The sequence below is a fragment of the Enterobacter sp. Ag1 genome (genome assembly GCA_000277545.1).
Taxonomy (GTDB): Bacteria; Pseudomonadota; Gammaproteobacteria; order Enterobacterales; family Enterobacteriaceae; genus Cedecea.
This window is the reverse complement of the sequence record AKXM01000040.1, coordinates 192,111-206,804: the sequence shown is the minus strand read 5'-3', so window position 1 is coordinate 206,804 and position 14,694 is coordinate 192,111. Positions and strand designations below refer to the sequence as shown.

General features: G+C 53.6%; 9 protein-coding genes and 1 tRNA gene. 3 read left to right on the top strand and 7 right to left on the bottom strand.

Going from position 1 to position 14,694, the window contains the following annotated elements:
• Nucleotides 1-18 precede the first annotated feature (18 nt).
• Nucleotides 19-95 (top strand) — tRNA-Pro (locus A936_RS16755).
• Nucleotides 96-206: 111 nt separating this feature from the next.
• Here A936_RS16755 and mgtE read toward each other — a convergent pair.
• The 6 genes from mgtE to A936_RS16725 all read right to left on the bottom strand — a co-directional run bounded on the left by mgtE (nt 207) and on the right by A936_RS16725 (nt 7,536).
• Nucleotides 207-1,634, bottom strand: coding sequence for a magnesium transporter (gene mgtE, locus A936_RS16750; protein WP_008459859.1), 1,428 nt, complete (start codon nt 1,632-1,634; stop codon nt 207-209).
• A gap of 109 nt (nt 1,635-1,743) precedes the next feature.
• Nucleotides 1,744-3,390: a multidrug ABC transporter permease/ATP-binding protein gene (locus A936_RS16745; protein WP_008459857.1), complete on the bottom strand. Its 1,647-nt coding sequence runs from the start codon at nt 3,388-3,390 to the stop codon at nt 1,744-1,746.
• Between the two features lie 83 nt (nt 3,391-3,473).
• Nucleotides 3,474-4,115, bottom strand: coding sequence for a DNA oxidative demethylase AlkB (alkB, locus tag A936_RS16740; protein WP_008459855.1), 642 nt, complete (start codon nt 4,113-4,115; stop codon nt 3,474-3,476).
• On the bottom strand, nt 4,115-5,188 hold the full coding sequence (gene ada, locus A936_RS16735) for a bifunctional DNA-binding transcriptional regulator/O6-methylguanine-DNA methyltransferase Ada (protein ID WP_008459853.1): 1,074 nt from the start codon (nt 5,186-5,188) through the stop codon (nt 4,115-4,117). The genes alkB and ada overlap by 1 nt, the downstream gene beginning before the upstream one ends.
• A gap of 73 nt (nt 5,189-5,261) precedes the next feature.
• Nucleotides 5,262-6,308 carry an FAD:protein FMN transferase ApbE gene (apbE, locus tag A936_RS16730; protein WP_008459852.1) on the bottom strand — a complete coding sequence of 349 codons (1,047 nt, stop codon included), beginning with the start codon at nt 6,306-6,308 and terminating at the stop codon, nt 5,262-5,264.
• A 130-nt stretch (nt 6,309-6,438) separates the two neighbouring features.
• On the bottom strand, nt 6,439-7,536 hold the full coding sequence (locus A936_RS16725; RefSeq protein ID WP_008459851.1) for a porin OmpC: 1,098 nt from the start codon (nt 7,534-7,536) through the stop codon (nt 6,439-6,441).
• 836 nt (nt 7,537-8,372) lie between these two features.
• Here A936_RS16725 and rcsD point away from each other — a divergent pair.
• Nucleotides 8,373-11,036 (top strand): phosphotransferase RcsD, encoded by a 2,664-nt coding sequence (gene rcsD, locus A936_RS16720; RefSeq protein ID WP_008459850.1) that lies wholly within the window; start codon nt 8,373-8,375, stop codon nt 11,034-11,036.
• A 16-nt stretch (nt 11,037-11,052) separates the two neighbouring features.
• The gene (rcsB, locus tag A936_RS16715; RefSeq protein WP_008459849.1) at nt 11,053-11,703 is read left to right on the top strand and encodes a response regulator transcription factor RcsB; all 651 of its coding nucleotides are present in this window, start codon (nt 11,053-11,055) and stop codon (nt 11,701-11,703) included.
• 64 nt (nt 11,704-11,767) lie between these two features.
• Here rcsB and rcsC read toward each other — a convergent pair whose 3' ends face one another.
• Nucleotides 11,768-14,623 carry a two-component system sensor histidine kinase RcsC gene (gene rcsC / locus A936_RS16710; protein WP_008459848.1) on the bottom strand — a complete coding sequence of 952 codons (2,856 nt, stop codon included), beginning with the start codon at nt 14,621-14,623 and terminating at the stop codon, nt 11,768-11,770.
• Between the last annotated feature and the right edge of the window lie 71 nt (nt 14,624-14,694).

Below are 14,694 nucleotides of genomic sequence, written 5' to 3'. Positions count from 1 at the left end.
ACTATGATTCTTCTGCGTCGGCACGTAGCGCAGCCTGGTAGCGCACCGTCATGGGGTGTCGGGGGTCGGAGGTTCAAATCCTCTCGTGCCGACCAAATAAACATTGAAAACCAGCCTCTTATGGCTGGTTTTTTTGTGCCTGGATTTTGCCTGAACAGCCAAAAGAAAAGCCGCCTGAACTGGCGGCTTTGTGCGGTGTTTTACACTTACAACAGAAACAGCGTAGCCAGCCCCAGGAAGATAAAGAATCCGCCGGTATCGGTAATGGCGGTGATCATCACGCTTGAGCCGACGGCAGGATCTTTGCCCAGTTTGGTCATCGTCATTGGAATCACGACGCCCATCAGCGCCGCGACCAGAAGATTCAGGATCATCGCCAGCGTCATCACGCCGCCCATCGCCGCGTCGTTGTACAACAGCCAGGTGATGCCCCCCATCACGCCCCCCCAGACCAGCCCGTTGATCAACGCGACGCCCAGCTCACGCAGCATCAGGAAGGAGATGTTTCCGGCCTGAATATGCTGCAACGCCAGCGCACGCACAATCATGGTGATCGTCTGGTTACCTGTGTTACCACCGATGCCCGCCACGATCGGCATCAGCGATGCCAGAGCCACTAGTTGCGAAATGGTATGTTCAAATAATCCAATCACGCGTGAGGCCACAAACGCCGTACAAAGGTTAATGGCAAGCCAGGCCCAGCGGGTGCGCACGGCTTTGCTGACGGGTGCAAAGACATCCTCTTCGGTGCTCAGGCCGCCCATGCGGCGCAGGTCGTTGTCGGTTTCCTCGTACACCACGTCAACAATCTCATCCACCGTTAAGCGCCCCATCAGCTTGCCGGTACTGTCAACCACTGCGGCGCTGATCAAGTCATCGCGTTCAAAGGTACGCGCGGCCTGCTCGTCATGATCTTCCGGCGCGAAGCAGGTGGGGTTGTCGTCCATCACCTTCAGCACCGGCGTTTGCGGCGAATGCAGTAGAATCGCGGTGAGGTCCAGCTCACCCAACAGCGTTTTGTCCCGGCTGGTGACAAACAGTTTGTCGGTGTTCTGCGGCACTTTGCCGCGAATACGAAGGTAGCGCTGCACAACGGCAAGCGTGACATCTGGGCGCACGGTGATCACTTCAAAATCCATGATTGCGCCAACGCTGTGCTTGTCATAATGCAGGATCTGGCGAACTTGCGTGCGCTCATTCTGCGGCAGCGTGGCCAGCAAACGCCCGACCAGATCGCGAGGAAGGTACTGCGCCAGATAGATCTGATCGTCGATATCCAGCGGGCGCAGCGCATTAAGCAGCGCTTTATCGCTCATATCTTCAATCAGGTCATCCCAGACCGTCTCTGAAGCCTCAACCAGCACGCTACCGCGTCGGTCTTCGGTGACGAGGCTCCATAGCGCTAAGCGCTCTTCCGTTGGCAAGGCTTCCAGGACATCGGCGAGATCCGGCGCGGGCAATCGCTCAACCAGCGTCACTATCTCGGCGATATCCTGCTCGGCGCTCTGTGTTTCAGCGAAAGGTTCTTTGGCCAGAATACCGCTGGCGACGGCTTTGTTGGTCAACAGAATTTGCAGAATACGTGCCCTGTCCTGGTCACGCTCTTTGGTGCTGTACTTCTGAGTGGCGGTCATAAAATAATTCCCTGGAAACGACGAGTTAGTTTATAGCCTGACGGGATGAAGAAAACAAAAAACCAGCCTTAATTGGCTGGTTTTTTTACTTTGTTTAGGTGGCGCTGACTCAATGACCCGTTCTTGCCACGGCATCGCGTGAAGCTTGTGCCCGCTCGTCGCCGGTCAGATCGCTGAGTTGGCCCTGGCGCATTTCCAGAAGCCGGTCAGCGTGAATAAAGTAGTGATCGTCATGGCTGATGGCAAAGACCGTTTTCCCCATTTGCTGCATTAACGGCAGCAATACCTGGTAGAATTCACGCCGGAAATGAGGATCCTGGTCTGCGGCCCATTCGTCGAGCAGGATGATATCTCGCTCTTCCGCTATCGCCAGCAGCAGCGCCACGCGCTTGCGCTGCCCCTTCGAAAGCTTGAGGTTGAGAATGGTGCCGTTGTCCAGCTCTAGCTTACTGCTCATTTTCAGCCGCTCGAGCCAGCTGTTTACCAGCTCAGAATTAGCCGGTTTACCCTGTGCCCCCAGAAGGCGGTCAAACAGCCAAACGTCGGTGAATACCGCTGAGAATAGCCGACGGTAGTCATCCTGCGTCCGGGCCTCAACGCGCTGGCCATCAAGATAAATCGCCCCGCTGACCGGCTGATAAAGTCCTGTCAGCAACATCGCCAGGGTCGATTTTCCGCTGCCGTTACCGCCAATCAGAAACAGCAGTTCCCCGCGCTTGATAGTGAGGTTCAGCGGGCCAACGCTAAAGCTATTATCCCCGTATTGAAACACTACATCGCGCATTTCAATCTGCTGCCAGTTCCCGGCGGCCTTCGAACGGGGGAACGCAGCATCGTACGGGGCGAGCTGGAACTTATTCAGCTTATTGAAGGCAACCTGGGCGCTCAGCAGCGTCGGTAACGCCCCGACGGCGGAAAGGAGTGGCGTACGCAAAAATAGCAACGTTAAAGAAAAGGTTGCCGCTACGTTGGTGTCGGACCAGCCCAGGCTATTAGCCATATAAAACACCAGCCCAATCGCACCCAGCATCATAATGTTGGACCAGTTCACGGCGCTAAGGTGGTAGGTATCTGCGCGGATAATATTGTTTCGATAATCGGCAGCGTGAGGCGTGTAGGTGTCTTCGTACATCCGCTCCGCACGTTCGCGGTTCAGGGCCAGTTCCTTACGCCCTTCGATAACGGTTTGATAATCGTGATAAAGCTGGTCTTCAATTTCACGAAGCTGGGCCATGTGTTTGTATACCCGCGCCACCAGCAGATAACCGCCCACAATGGTGATAACCAGCCATACGGTGGTCACGCCCAGCATTTTAGGTGACAGCCAGGCAAGGTAAGCGGCGGAACCGATAGCCAGAATAATGCCTTGCACCAGTTCCGGCAGGCGAACAAAGGCAATCGTAATGTTGCGCACGTCGCTGGTTAGCCCCGCCAACAGCGCAGCACTGCCCAACTGCTCGACGCGCTCTACGTCGGTGTCCATCAGGCGCTTGATAAACTCGCTACGCAGACGAAAAACAAAATGGTGTCCAAGGGTGGTTAACGCCAGCTGCGAACCCAGCGTCACGGCCATCAGCAACAAGAGTAATCCCATGAACTCTGGCAGAACCGCGAAGGTAAGATCGGGTGTCTCAATCAGACGCTGGTTAATGAACGCAATCAGGCCAATGCCTAGCGCCGCACTGGCCAGGCTTAACGCCATGACCATTACAAAAGGCCAGCGATACTGGCGATAAACCACACGAAGTAGCTCCATAATTCCCTACCGGCAAAATAAAACAGCGAGCAGTTTAAACGGCTCGCCGCCCACATCAAGAATAATTCTTATTTTTATTCGCCTTACGAGGCACGGCGAAAGGTCAGGTTGTAGCGGAATTGGTCGGTGAGAGGATGAAAACCGGGTTTGAGCGGCAGAATACCGTGATAAAAAAGCCGTGACGCGCCCCCCCATACCACAACGTCACCATGCTCCAGCATGATACGTTGCAAAGGGTCTCCGCGCTGCAGGCCACCAAACTGAAATATGGCAGGCAAGCCAAGCGAAACCGAAACAATGGGCTGGCGCAAATTAGGCTCGTCTTTATCCTGATGAAGAGAGAGTTTGGTGCCTGCGGCATAGCGGTTGATCAGGCAGGCATCGGGTTCAAAATCCAGATAACCCGCCGCGCGCGAGGCTCGGTGGCAAATGGACAGAAATACTTCCGGAATCAATGGCCAGCCCTGCCCGGTCAGCGGATCCTGTGGCGAATAGAGGTAACCATTCTGATTGGTGCTCCAGCCTAATGCGCCGCAGTTGGTCATAGCCACCGACATGGTGTAGCCGCCAGGCGTCACCATATGGCGGAAAGGCGCCTGCTGAGAAACCTGCCCAACACCGGCCAGCAGCGCGGCGGCCTCTTCCCGGGCAAAGCGCCGCAGAATTGTCGCGCCCTCGGCAAGCGGCTCTTCCCACGGAGATTCATCAGCAAACAAATCCAGCATTATTCTTTCTGCCTTCTCGTTTCGTTTTCCAGCAGCTGACGCTTGCGCTCCACGCCCCAGCGATAGCCGGACAAACCACCGTCGCTGCGGATCACCCTGTGGCAGGGAATGGCGACTGCAAGCGTATTAGCCGCGCAGGCTCCGGCCACCGCCCGCACGGCAGCAGGTTTACCGATACGTTCCGCCAGTTCGCTATAGCTAACGGTAGTTCCTGGCGGAACGGATCGTAACGCCTGCCATACCTGTTGCTGAAATGCCGTCCCGCGAATGTCCAGCGGCAGCGAAAACTCAGCAGTAGGCGATTCGATAAAACCAATGACCTGTGCCACGCGTGAAGCGAATGCCTCATCGCCCGGAGTAAGTTGTGACGAAGGAAATTCAGTTTCCAGCTCACCGATAAGCGTTTCGGCGTTCTCACCCAACAGGATTGCACAAATACCGCGCTCGCTTTCCGCCACCAGGAATTCCCCCAGTTGGCAGGTGCCAACTACAAATTGGACATGAGCACGGGCACCACCTTTACGATACTGGCTTGCCGTCATGCCCAACGCAGCATCCGCCTGATGGTAATACGCGCTCCCTGACTGAAAACCCGCATCAAAAATGGCGTTTGTCACCCCTTTCCCTTGTGCCAGGCCAGCACGTAAACGACGAGCGCGATGCGCTTTTTGCCATGCGTTTGGCGTCAGGCCCGTGACACTTTTAAAGAGGCGGTGGAAATGAAAGCTGCTCATGGCGACCCGCCCGGCTAGCTCATCCAGTGTCAGCGGTACTTCGCTGGATTCAATAATCCGGCAAGCTTCTTCAATGCGCGCCACTCGCTGGCGCTCAGGGGCAAGCTTATCCGGCTGACAGCGCTTGCAGGCGCGAAACCCGGCTTCTAGCGCCGCTTCGGGTGTGGCGTAGAAAGCGGTATTTTCACGTAGCGGACGGCGAGCGCTGCAGGAAGGCCGGCAGAAAATACCGGTGGTTTTGACGGCAAAAACGAATTGCCCGTCGGCCTGCGTGTCGCGCTGTTCCACCGCCTGCCAGCGCTGCTGCTCTGTAATATACCCGTTTGTCTGCTTCATCATCGCGACCTCATGCTTAATTTAACGATACCATCATGGCAGCACAGGCCGGATGAAAAACTCGGGTTCTTGCTTTTTAATTTTTTTCGTCAAGCAAGAAGGTTTTGAACTGAGGTGACATCCAGCTCCGGAATCCGTCCCCTTCTTTGCTGATAAGGTAAACGGCCAGGCCTTCTTTCTCCGCAACCTGTTTGGCTTTTTCTTCTCCTAAGACCATCAACCCCGTGTCCCAGCCATCGGCTTCCATCGCCGTTGGTGCAATGACGGTAGCGGAAACTAATTTATGTTCAATAGGCCGCCCGGTCTGCGGGTTAATGATGTGGGAAATACGCTTGCCGTCCAGCTCGTAATAGTTGCGGTAACTGCCTGAGGTACTGATCCCGTGGCCGTTGATATCCACCATTGCCTGCACGGCATTCTCCCGATCGGTCGGTTTCTGAATAGCCACCCGCCAGGCTTTTCCCGCCGGATTAGTGCCGCGAGTGGTGACCGCGCCTCCGACAGAAACAAGATAGCGGCTAATGCCATTTTGCTCCATCAGGCGGGCCAGATGGTCGGCGGCGTAACCCTCCCCGATGGTCGACAGATCGACATACAGGCCGGGAAGATCTTTTTGCAGCCATTGCTTACCGGCAGCATTCACCACCTTCAGGTGCTGCAAACCGGTTAAGGCTTTGGCGGCATCAATCTGTGCCTGATTCGGCGTGTGCAGCGGCTGTTTATCGGGCCCGAAGCCCCACAGATTGACCAAAGGCCCGACTGTAATGTCCATCGCCCCATCGGTTTTCGCACCGATGCGCAGCGACATCGTGACAATATCACTCATCGCCTCACTCACCGGATACGGTTCAGTGCTGGCGGACTGGTTAAAAAGGGAAAGCGCCGAGTCTTTTTTCCAGGTGGACATTAGCCGATCGTCGGCATCGAGCTGATCCTGAATTTTTCTCTTCAGCGAGGCTTGCTGTGCATCATCAACGTCCGCCAGGCTCACGCGCCAGTAAGTTCCCATGGTTTTCCCCTCAAGCACCATGGCCTTTGTGGCGTCAGGCTGAGCGTTATCGCAGCCTGAGAGAGCGAAAAGAGCGACGGCAAGCCAGCCGTGACGAATAATGCGTGAATCCATGGTGTCAGTCTCCAGTTTCGGGAGCGTAAGGGTACAGCAAAAGAGGCCGGGAGAGGGAGCAAGCGGCGAGCCATTGAGGTTTGAGACATAAAAAAGGCGCCTTGCGGCGCCTTTGTTAGCTTGAGCTAAATTAGAACTGGTAAACCAGGCCTACACCCACAACGTCGTCGGTACCGATGCCCGCATTCTGAGTGAAGGTATTTTTGTCCAACAGGTTGATTTTGTAGTCAACGTAGGTGGACATATTTTTGTTGAAGTAGTAGGTCGCGCCCACATCAACATATTTCAGCAGGTCCTGGTCGCCGTAGCCGTTTTCCAGGTCTTTGCCTTTAGACTGCAGGTAAGCCACGGATGGACGCAGACCGAAGTCGAACTGGTACTGAGCTACAACTTCGAAGTTCTGTGCTTTGTTAGCAAAGCCCAGGCTGCCAGCGCGGGTTGCGTTGTAGGTCTGGGTGTACTGAGTAGCCAGGTAGATGTTGTTCGCGTCGTATTTCAGGCCACCGGTGTAGGTGGTTGCATCGTCACCGTGACCCAGTACGCCAGCAGCATTCTGAGCGGTAGTACGTTTAGAGCTGGAGATCGCTGAACCAACGCTGAAACCTTCACCCAGGGCGTAAGTTACAGAACCACCGAAGCCGTCACCATTCTGACGCTGGAAGTCACGACCGTTGTTGGTTTGACCTTCGCCGCTGGCGCTGCCGTTTTTACCCTGATACTGCAGAGCAAAGTTCAGGCCATCAACCAGACCGAAGAAGTCAGTGTTACGGTAGGTTGCCACGCCGTTAGCACGAGACTGCATGAAGTTATCAGAACCGTAGGTATCGCCACCGAATTCTGGCAGAACGTCGGTCCAGGAAGTGACATCGTAAACAACGCCGTAGTTACGACCGTAGTCGAAAGAACCTGCGTCACCGAACTTCAGACCAGCAAAGCCCAGACGAGTCCAGGATTGGTTGCTGGAGTTTTCAGTGTTGTTCGCCTGAACGTTGTATTCCCACTGGCCGTAACCGGTCAGCTGGTCGTTGATCTGGGTTTCGCCCTTGAAGCCAAAGCGAACGTAGGTCTGGTCGCCATCAGCGGTTTTATCGTTGGAGAAATAGTGCAGACCATCAACTTTACCGTACAGGTCTAATTTATTGCCGTCTTTGTTGTAAATTTCGGCTGCATTTGCAGCGCCTGCTACCAGCAGAGCCGGTACCAGAAGGGACAGTGCTTTAACTTTCATCTTATTAACCCTCTGTTATATGCCTTATTTTATTTACCACTGCTTACTGATTAACCCTCTAATCAGTCGGCAAATTCATTGTCCAAAACAAATACTGAATAATCCAACGAGAATATGATACGAAAACTATATAGATGTTTCATTTATCAATATAGATGTATCAAAATGTAAATTAGAGGGAACTTTTTTTAGCACGAATAGCTAAAAATATAAGCATTAATAATCAAAAAATAATAACAACACAATTAAATCAATAAGTTATATCTAAAATAAAAAAGTAGCACTCAATGATAATTTTTTTATTAACTTAGGCGATAGAATCATTATCGCTATCATCATTAACTTTATTTATTACCGTCATTCGAATCTGAATGTCCGTTTACCCCTATTAGTACCGGATGCTTGCATCCGGTTTTTTTTACTCATCTTTACACAAATTTAATATCTGTGTGCTAGCTATGCAATTTATAACGTCTGTTAATTAATCAGCCTGCTTTTTTTCTCCATATTTCATACAGAATGCGGATTTTTCTTAAACAATTCTATTTCCCACGCCCAACATACCCTCAGCGAATATTTGTACAAATCTCGCCCAGCTGTACAAATTACCAACAAGACTTAAGGTAAATTATTATTTAAGGATTTTTCCTAATAATCAGTCACCTGAAAAAAAACAGAGAACACCTTATACTGCGTCAGATTGCTGACGACACCGCCATATAAAGGTATTCTTAGCATCTGCAAGCGCTAAACCGCTAAGGCGAAACGGCTCACTCAAGCAGTTGGGCTACCTATCATCCAGGATTGGCGAGGCTTCGCCGGGTTGCATACATACAATGAGCCAGTCTGAAAATACGTCGCTAAATAAGTTTTCACTGTTCCCCGGCAACATTACCCGCTTCTTTTTGCTGCTGATCGTCGTTCTGCTCGTCTCGATGGGCGTCCTGGTGCAAAGCGCCGTTAATGCCTGGCTAAAGGACAAAAGCTACCAGATTGTCGATATCACCCATGCTTTGCATAAACGTGTAGAGACCTACCGTTACGCTACGTGGCAAATCTATGACAATATCGCGACTGCCCCGGCAGCCTCTGGCGAAAATCTCCAGGAAACCCGGCTGCGTCAGGACGTCTATTACCTCGATAAACCGCGAAGCAAAACCGAGGCGCTGATTTTTGGCTCCCATGACAGCTCCACGCTGGAAATGACGCAGCGGATATCCGGCTACCTGGACACGCTGTGGGGAGCGGAAAGTAGCCCCTGGTCGATGTACTACCTTAACGGCCAGGACAACAGCATGATTCTGGTCTCAACGCTGCCGCTCAAGGACCTGTCATCTGGTTTCAAAGACTCCGGCGTCGGCACCATCGTGGATTCACGCCGCGCGGAGATGCTGCAGCAGGCTAATGCCCTCGATGAGCGGGAAAGCTTCTCGCCTCTGCGCAAACTTAACTGGCAGAACGGTCATTATTTCACGCTGAGAACCACCTTTAACCAGCCTGGGCATCTGGCAACCGTGGTCGCATTCGATCTGCCGATTAACGATCTTATCCCGCCCACTATGTCCCTGGACAGCTTCCAGTTGGATCCTGACGAACGCCAGCGGACAGCCGCGACAACTTCAACGGATAAAGACGATCCGGACAGCGTCAGCATTAACTTTAATAGTGCACGAATTGAAATTACGGCTCCGGTAGCGACGACGCAGCTCCAGCTGGTGTGGCAAGTTCCGTTTGGGACGCTGATGATGGACACGCTGCAAAATATTCTTCTGCCGCTGTTGCTGAACATAGCGCTGCTCGGTCTGGCCGTTTTTGGCTTTGCAACCTTCCGCCAGCAGCCTCAGCGGCAGGCGGAAAGCAATTCGGGGAATGCCGAGCTGCAAATACTGCGTGCGCTAAATGAAGAGATCGTCGCGATCCTGCCCCTTGGCCTGCTGGTTCACGACCTCGACGCGAACCGTACCGTGATCAGCAATAAAATTGCCGATCACCTGCTCCCCCACCTGAATTTGCAAAATATTATTTCGATGGCGGACCAGCATCAGGGGGTCATTCAGGCCACGGTCAACAACGAGCTGTATGAGATTCGCCAGTTCCGCAGCCAGATAGCCCCGCGCACGCAGATTTTTGTGATCCGCGATCAGGATCGCGAAATTCTGGTGAACAAAAAACTCAAACAGGCCCAGCGTCTGTATGAGAAAAACCAGCAGGGCCGGGCCGCCTTCATGCAGCATATCGGCGAAGCCCTGCAGCTTCCGGTTAAGCAACTGGCGGAACATGCCGCAGAAATTAACGACAGCAAACATCTGCAGCTGGCAAATGATGCCCAGATCATTGTCCGTCTGGTCGACGAGATCCAGCTCCTCAACATGCTGGAAGCCGACAGCTGGAAAACCAGCGTCAGCGAGTTTTCTATTCAGTCCCTGATTGATGAAGTTGCCCTGTCGATGCTGCCGATTATCAAGCGTAAAGGGCTGCAGCTGCTCATCAACAATAACCTGCCGGCCGATGAAAAACGCCACGGCGACAAAGACGTGCTGCGCAAAATCCTTGAGCTGCTGCTGCACTATTCCGTGACCACTACGCAGATTGGCAAGATCACGCTTGATATTAGCGAGGAGGAAGCCGGGCCAGATCGCCTCTTGTTCCGCGTCCTGGATACCGGTAACGGTATCGGCGGCGGTGAAATTGATAACCTGCACTTCCCGTTCCTCAACGAAACCAGCGAAGACCGCTATGGGCAGGCCAACGGGCTGGCTTTCTACCTTTGCGATCGCCTTGCTCGTAAGCTCGGCGGGCATCTGAACATCAAAACGCGCCCGGACATCGGCACACGCTATAATTTACATATCAGGATGGCCGCAGAGTCACAGGCAGATTCGCGGGATGAGAGACTGCTGGATGACGTTGTGGCGATGCTGGATATCACCTCCAACGAGGTCCGAACGATTGTGACCCGCATGCTGGAAAACTGGGGCGCGAACTGCATTTCCCCGGACGAAAGACTCGCGAGTCAAGACTTTGATATCTTCCTCACTGATAATCCGTCTAATCTTACTGCTTCGGGCTTGCTTTTAAGCGATGATGAAAACGGGATGCGGAAGATTGCACCTGGCCAGTTCCGGGTAAACTTTAATATCAGCAACGCGATGCAGGACGCCGTTCTGCAGCTGATTGAAAACCAACTGGCGGAGGAAGACACACCCGATTCGCCTCTGGGCGGCGACGAAAACGCTCAGCTGCACGCCAGCGGTTATTACGCGCTGTTTGTCGACACGGTACCGGAAGATGTCACCAGACTGTATACTGAATCTGCAGCGGGCGACTTTGCCGCTCTGGCGCAGACTGCGCACCGCCTGAAGGGCGTGTTTGCGATGCTGAATCTGGTGCCCGGCAAACAGTTATGTGAAACGTTGGAGCACCACATTCGTGAAAGTGATGCTTCAAACATACAAAAATATATCAGCGACATTGATGCTTACGTCAAAAGTCTGCTGTAGCAAGGTAGCCTATTACATGAACAACATGAACGTAATTATTGCTGACGACCATCCGATTGTTCTGTTCGGCATTCGCAAATCTCTTGAGCAGATCGAATGGGTGAATGTTGTCGGTGAATTCGAAGACTCCACGGCACTGATCAATAATTTACCAAAGCTCGAAGCCAACGTACTGATAACCGATCTGTCCATGCCAGGCGATAAATATGGCGACGGCATCACACTGATCAAATACATCAAGCGCCACTTCCCTAACCTGTCGATCATCGTGCTAACCATGAACAACAACCCGGCAATCCTAAGCGCGGTGTTGGATCTCGACATTGAGGGGATTGTGCTGAAACAGGGTGCGCCAACCGATCTGCCAAAAGCGCTCGCCGCGTTGCAGAAGGGCAAGAAATTCACCCCTGAGAGCGTTTCCCGCCTGCTGGAAAAAATCAGCGCAGGTGGCTATGGCGATAAGCGCCTGTCGCCGAAAGAAAGCGAAGTTCTGCGCCTGTTCGCCGAAGGTTTCCTGGTGACCGAGATAGCCCGTAAGCTGAACCGCAGCATCAAAACTATCAGTAGCCAAAAGAAATCAGCGATGATGAAGCTGGGCGTCGAGAACGACATTGCCCTGCTGAATTACCTTTCCTCAGTGAGCCTGACGCCGGCGGACAAAGAGTAATCTCCGCCACGGCCACCAAGAAAAAGCCCCGCATGAAAATGCGGGGCTTTTTTATGAGCTTAGTTTACGAGGCATCGCGTGTACTTCGCACTCGGGCAGCATAAACCGCCAGCGTCTGTTTAATCACATCCAGCGTGACCGGTTTAGACAAGCAGCTGTCCATACCGGATTCCAGACAGCGCTGCTTCTCTTCCGCCAGCGCGTTTGCCGTCACGCCGATGACCGGCAGCGTCAGCCCCAGTTGGCGAATGCGCTGCGTCAGGCGATAGCCGTCCATGTTCGGCATGTTGACGTCACTGAGTACGATATCGATATGATTTTTGCTGAGCACGTTCAGCGCATCGATCCCGTCATTCGCCGTTTTGCACTGATAGCCAAGCGATCCGAGCTGATCGGCCAGCAAGCGACGGTTGATCGGATGGTCATCCACCACCAGGATCATCATGTCATCGTTTCGCTCGCTTATCTCACTGGCCGCCGTCAGCGCCGGAGAACTGCCAGGCACATCCACAGTAATGCTGTAAATCCGCCCCAGCAGCGGCAGCAACTCGTGCGGCGCTGCGACGCTGTGCACCCAACGACCAGGTTCAAATTCAACGGGAATACCTATATGGCGGCGGCAGAAGACAATTGCCGCCCGGCCGCCCCACGGCGCCACCAGATTATCATCGGTAATCAGAATATCGTCGCTGCCCGGCGTTTCACCCGACCAGGACTGCGCCTGTAGCCCGTTTTTGATCAGCAAAGATTCCAGGTAGCTACTGAGATAATCATTGCGAATAGCCAGCCAGCAGCGCTTGTCCGCCAGCCCTTCAACATTATTCTTCGGCGCAAACTGCGCTTTATACAGCGGGATACGCACCGTAAACTGGCTGCCCATTCCCGACTCGGTATCCACCGAAATATCGCCATCCATCATGCTGATTAGCTTTTCGCAAATCGCCAGCCCCAGCCCGGTTCCCTGGAAATTACGCTGCACGCCGGTCCCCACCTGGAAGAACGGGTCAAAAAGTCGGGTCACTTCTTTGGTCGGGATCCCTACCCCGGTGTCGCGCACCCGGAAGCTCAGGTAATCACCGTTGATAGAAACATGCAGGATAATACAGCCAATATCGGTGAACTTAATCGCATTACTCAGTAAGTTGGAGATAACCTGCTGCAAGCGCATAGGGTCACCCTGCAGCGTGAGCGGTACATCATCGTCGATAAAGCAGTACAGCCCCAGCTGCTTGCGAACCACCAGCGGCAGATAGTTAGCGGTAATGTGGCTCATCACCTCGCGCGGAGAAAACTCACGCGGCTCAATCTTCAACTGTTCTGACTCGATTTTCGAGAAGTCGAGAATATCGCTGATGATTTTCAGCAGCAGGCTGGATGAGTTGTTCATCGCCGTGACCAGCCTGTCCACGCCCTTCGGCAGTTCTTTGGTCTGCAGGAGATCCAGGTTACCGATGATGCCGTACAGCGGCGTACGCAGTTCATGGCTGACAGTGGCGAGGAACATAGATTTAGACTGGCTCGCCTGCTCCGAGGCCTGAGCCATCTCCTGCAGGGACTCCTCCATCTTCACGCGGGCGCTGACGTCAACCAACACGCAAATTGCCACGTTCTCATTGCGGTAGCGCGAATGCACAAAGCTGATCTGCAGATTGGTGTGGTTGCTGGTCATGACATCGACAAAGTTGACCTGCTGGCCACAAATAATCTGCGTCAGCCGCTGCCTGTCCTCGTGCGTCAGCATATTGAGGTAATTGTGCGCCAGTTCGTTACTCAGAATATTAGTGCCGTCCTGGGTGCGCAAAATACAGATACCCACGGGTGCAGACGCGACGATCTTCCGGTTGAACTGCTCGTGCTCCTCCAGCCGCTGGGCATCGCTCTCGGCCGGAATAAATATCCGGCGCTCATACATTCGCGCCAGGGTAAACAGCACAATGCCTACCAGGACGTTGAGTAAAACCGCATTGAGGATAAGCATTCTGATGCTTTCCAGCACCAAATCGACAGGCACAGAGTAAATCACGCTCAGCGAGGACGGCGGCAGGTTTTTCTTTAGTACCAGCGCCTTAAAGCCAGAGGTATAGCCGAACCAGGAGCGATCCTGAATCCAGCGACTTTCCGGTTCAATGCGCGATTCCGGGCCGGTCAGCGATATCAGCGGGTGCCCGTTTTCATCCAGGATAGTGACGCCAATAGGCAGCGTGCCCGGCGTCAGGAAGTTCTCCATACGCACCGTTTGCTCAATCCCCAGCAGCGCCTGGAGGCGGTTCGCCAGATAGACCGGCGTCAGCGTGTAGAAATAGCCAATGCCGGGGCGCGGCCCCTGCCCAATCCAGTAAATGCTGTTCGCCCGTTCATCCTGGGGCGCGGTACGATACTTCATGATGCGTTCATGCAGCGTTTTCAGCGCGTTTTCCCGTTCCAGCGGCATATCACGCAGCCCAAAATCTGCCATGCAGAGATTATCGCCGCCAATCAGGAACACCCGGTTGAGGTCGTACGCCGCGGAGAAGTTATCGCGCCAGTAGCGCAGGAACCAGGAGAGAGACTGCAGCGAGCTTCGCCAGGTCACGCTCACTGCCGAACAGTCAGAGTCCGGGAAGAGCGGCATAAACGTTGGCGCCTCGGTTTTATCCGCGCTTTGATCGAGCGGAGGAAGCACGCCATTGGGCGCCGTGAGACGGTTTTCAGCAATGTACTTCAGCTCTTTCACCACGTCCGAAGTGCGCTGGATGTAGCGCTGGGCCTGGTCAAAGCTGATGTTAAACTCCTGGCGAATCTCCGACTCTTTATCGTGCAGCGCGTTGACGATGTAAAACACGGAAAACAGCGCGATAAGCAGCCAGAGCAGAAGCGCCAGCGCCCTGAACAGGTAGCGCGAAATTTTAAGGGTGCTGCGAAAAGAGACGAAGTATTTCAAATTGGGCCTGAAAGTACGCGAGCGAGTGAACGAAGATGCGCTTAAGGTAGCCGCAAAACCTTTGTCCCGCA

Bases quoted from the DNA above. Each gene is read 5' to 3' on its own strand.
- mgtE (WP_008459859.1), bottom strand. From the start codon at position 1,634: ATGACCGCCACTCAGAAGTACAGCACCAAAGAGCGTGACCAGGACAGG.
- A936_RS16745 (WP_008459857.1), bottom strand. From the start codon at position 3,390: ATGGAGCTACTTCGTGTGGTTTATCGCCAGTATCGCTGGCCTTTTGTA.
- alkB (WP_008459855.1), bottom strand. From the start codon at position 4,115: ATGCTGGATTTGTTTGCTGATGAATCTCCGTGGGAAGAGCCGCTTGCC.
- ada (WP_008459853.1), bottom strand. From the start codon at position 5,188: ATGATGAAGCAGACAAACGGGTATATTACAGAGCAGCAGCGCTGGCAG.
- apbE (WP_008459852.1), bottom strand. From the start codon at position 6,308: ATGGATTCACGCATTATTCGTCACGGCTGGCTTGCCGTCGCTCTTTTC.
- A936_RS16725 (WP_008459851.1), bottom strand. From the start codon at position 7,536: ATGAAAGTTAAAGCACTGTCCCTTCTGGTACCGGCTCTGCTGGTAGCA.
- rcsD (WP_008459850.1), top strand. From the start codon at position 8,373: ATGAGCCAGTCTGAAAATACGTCGCTAAATAAGTTTTCACTGTTCCCC.
- rcsB (WP_008459849.1), top strand. From the start codon at position 11,053: ATGAACAACATGAACGTAATTATTGCTGACGACCATCCGATTGTTCTG.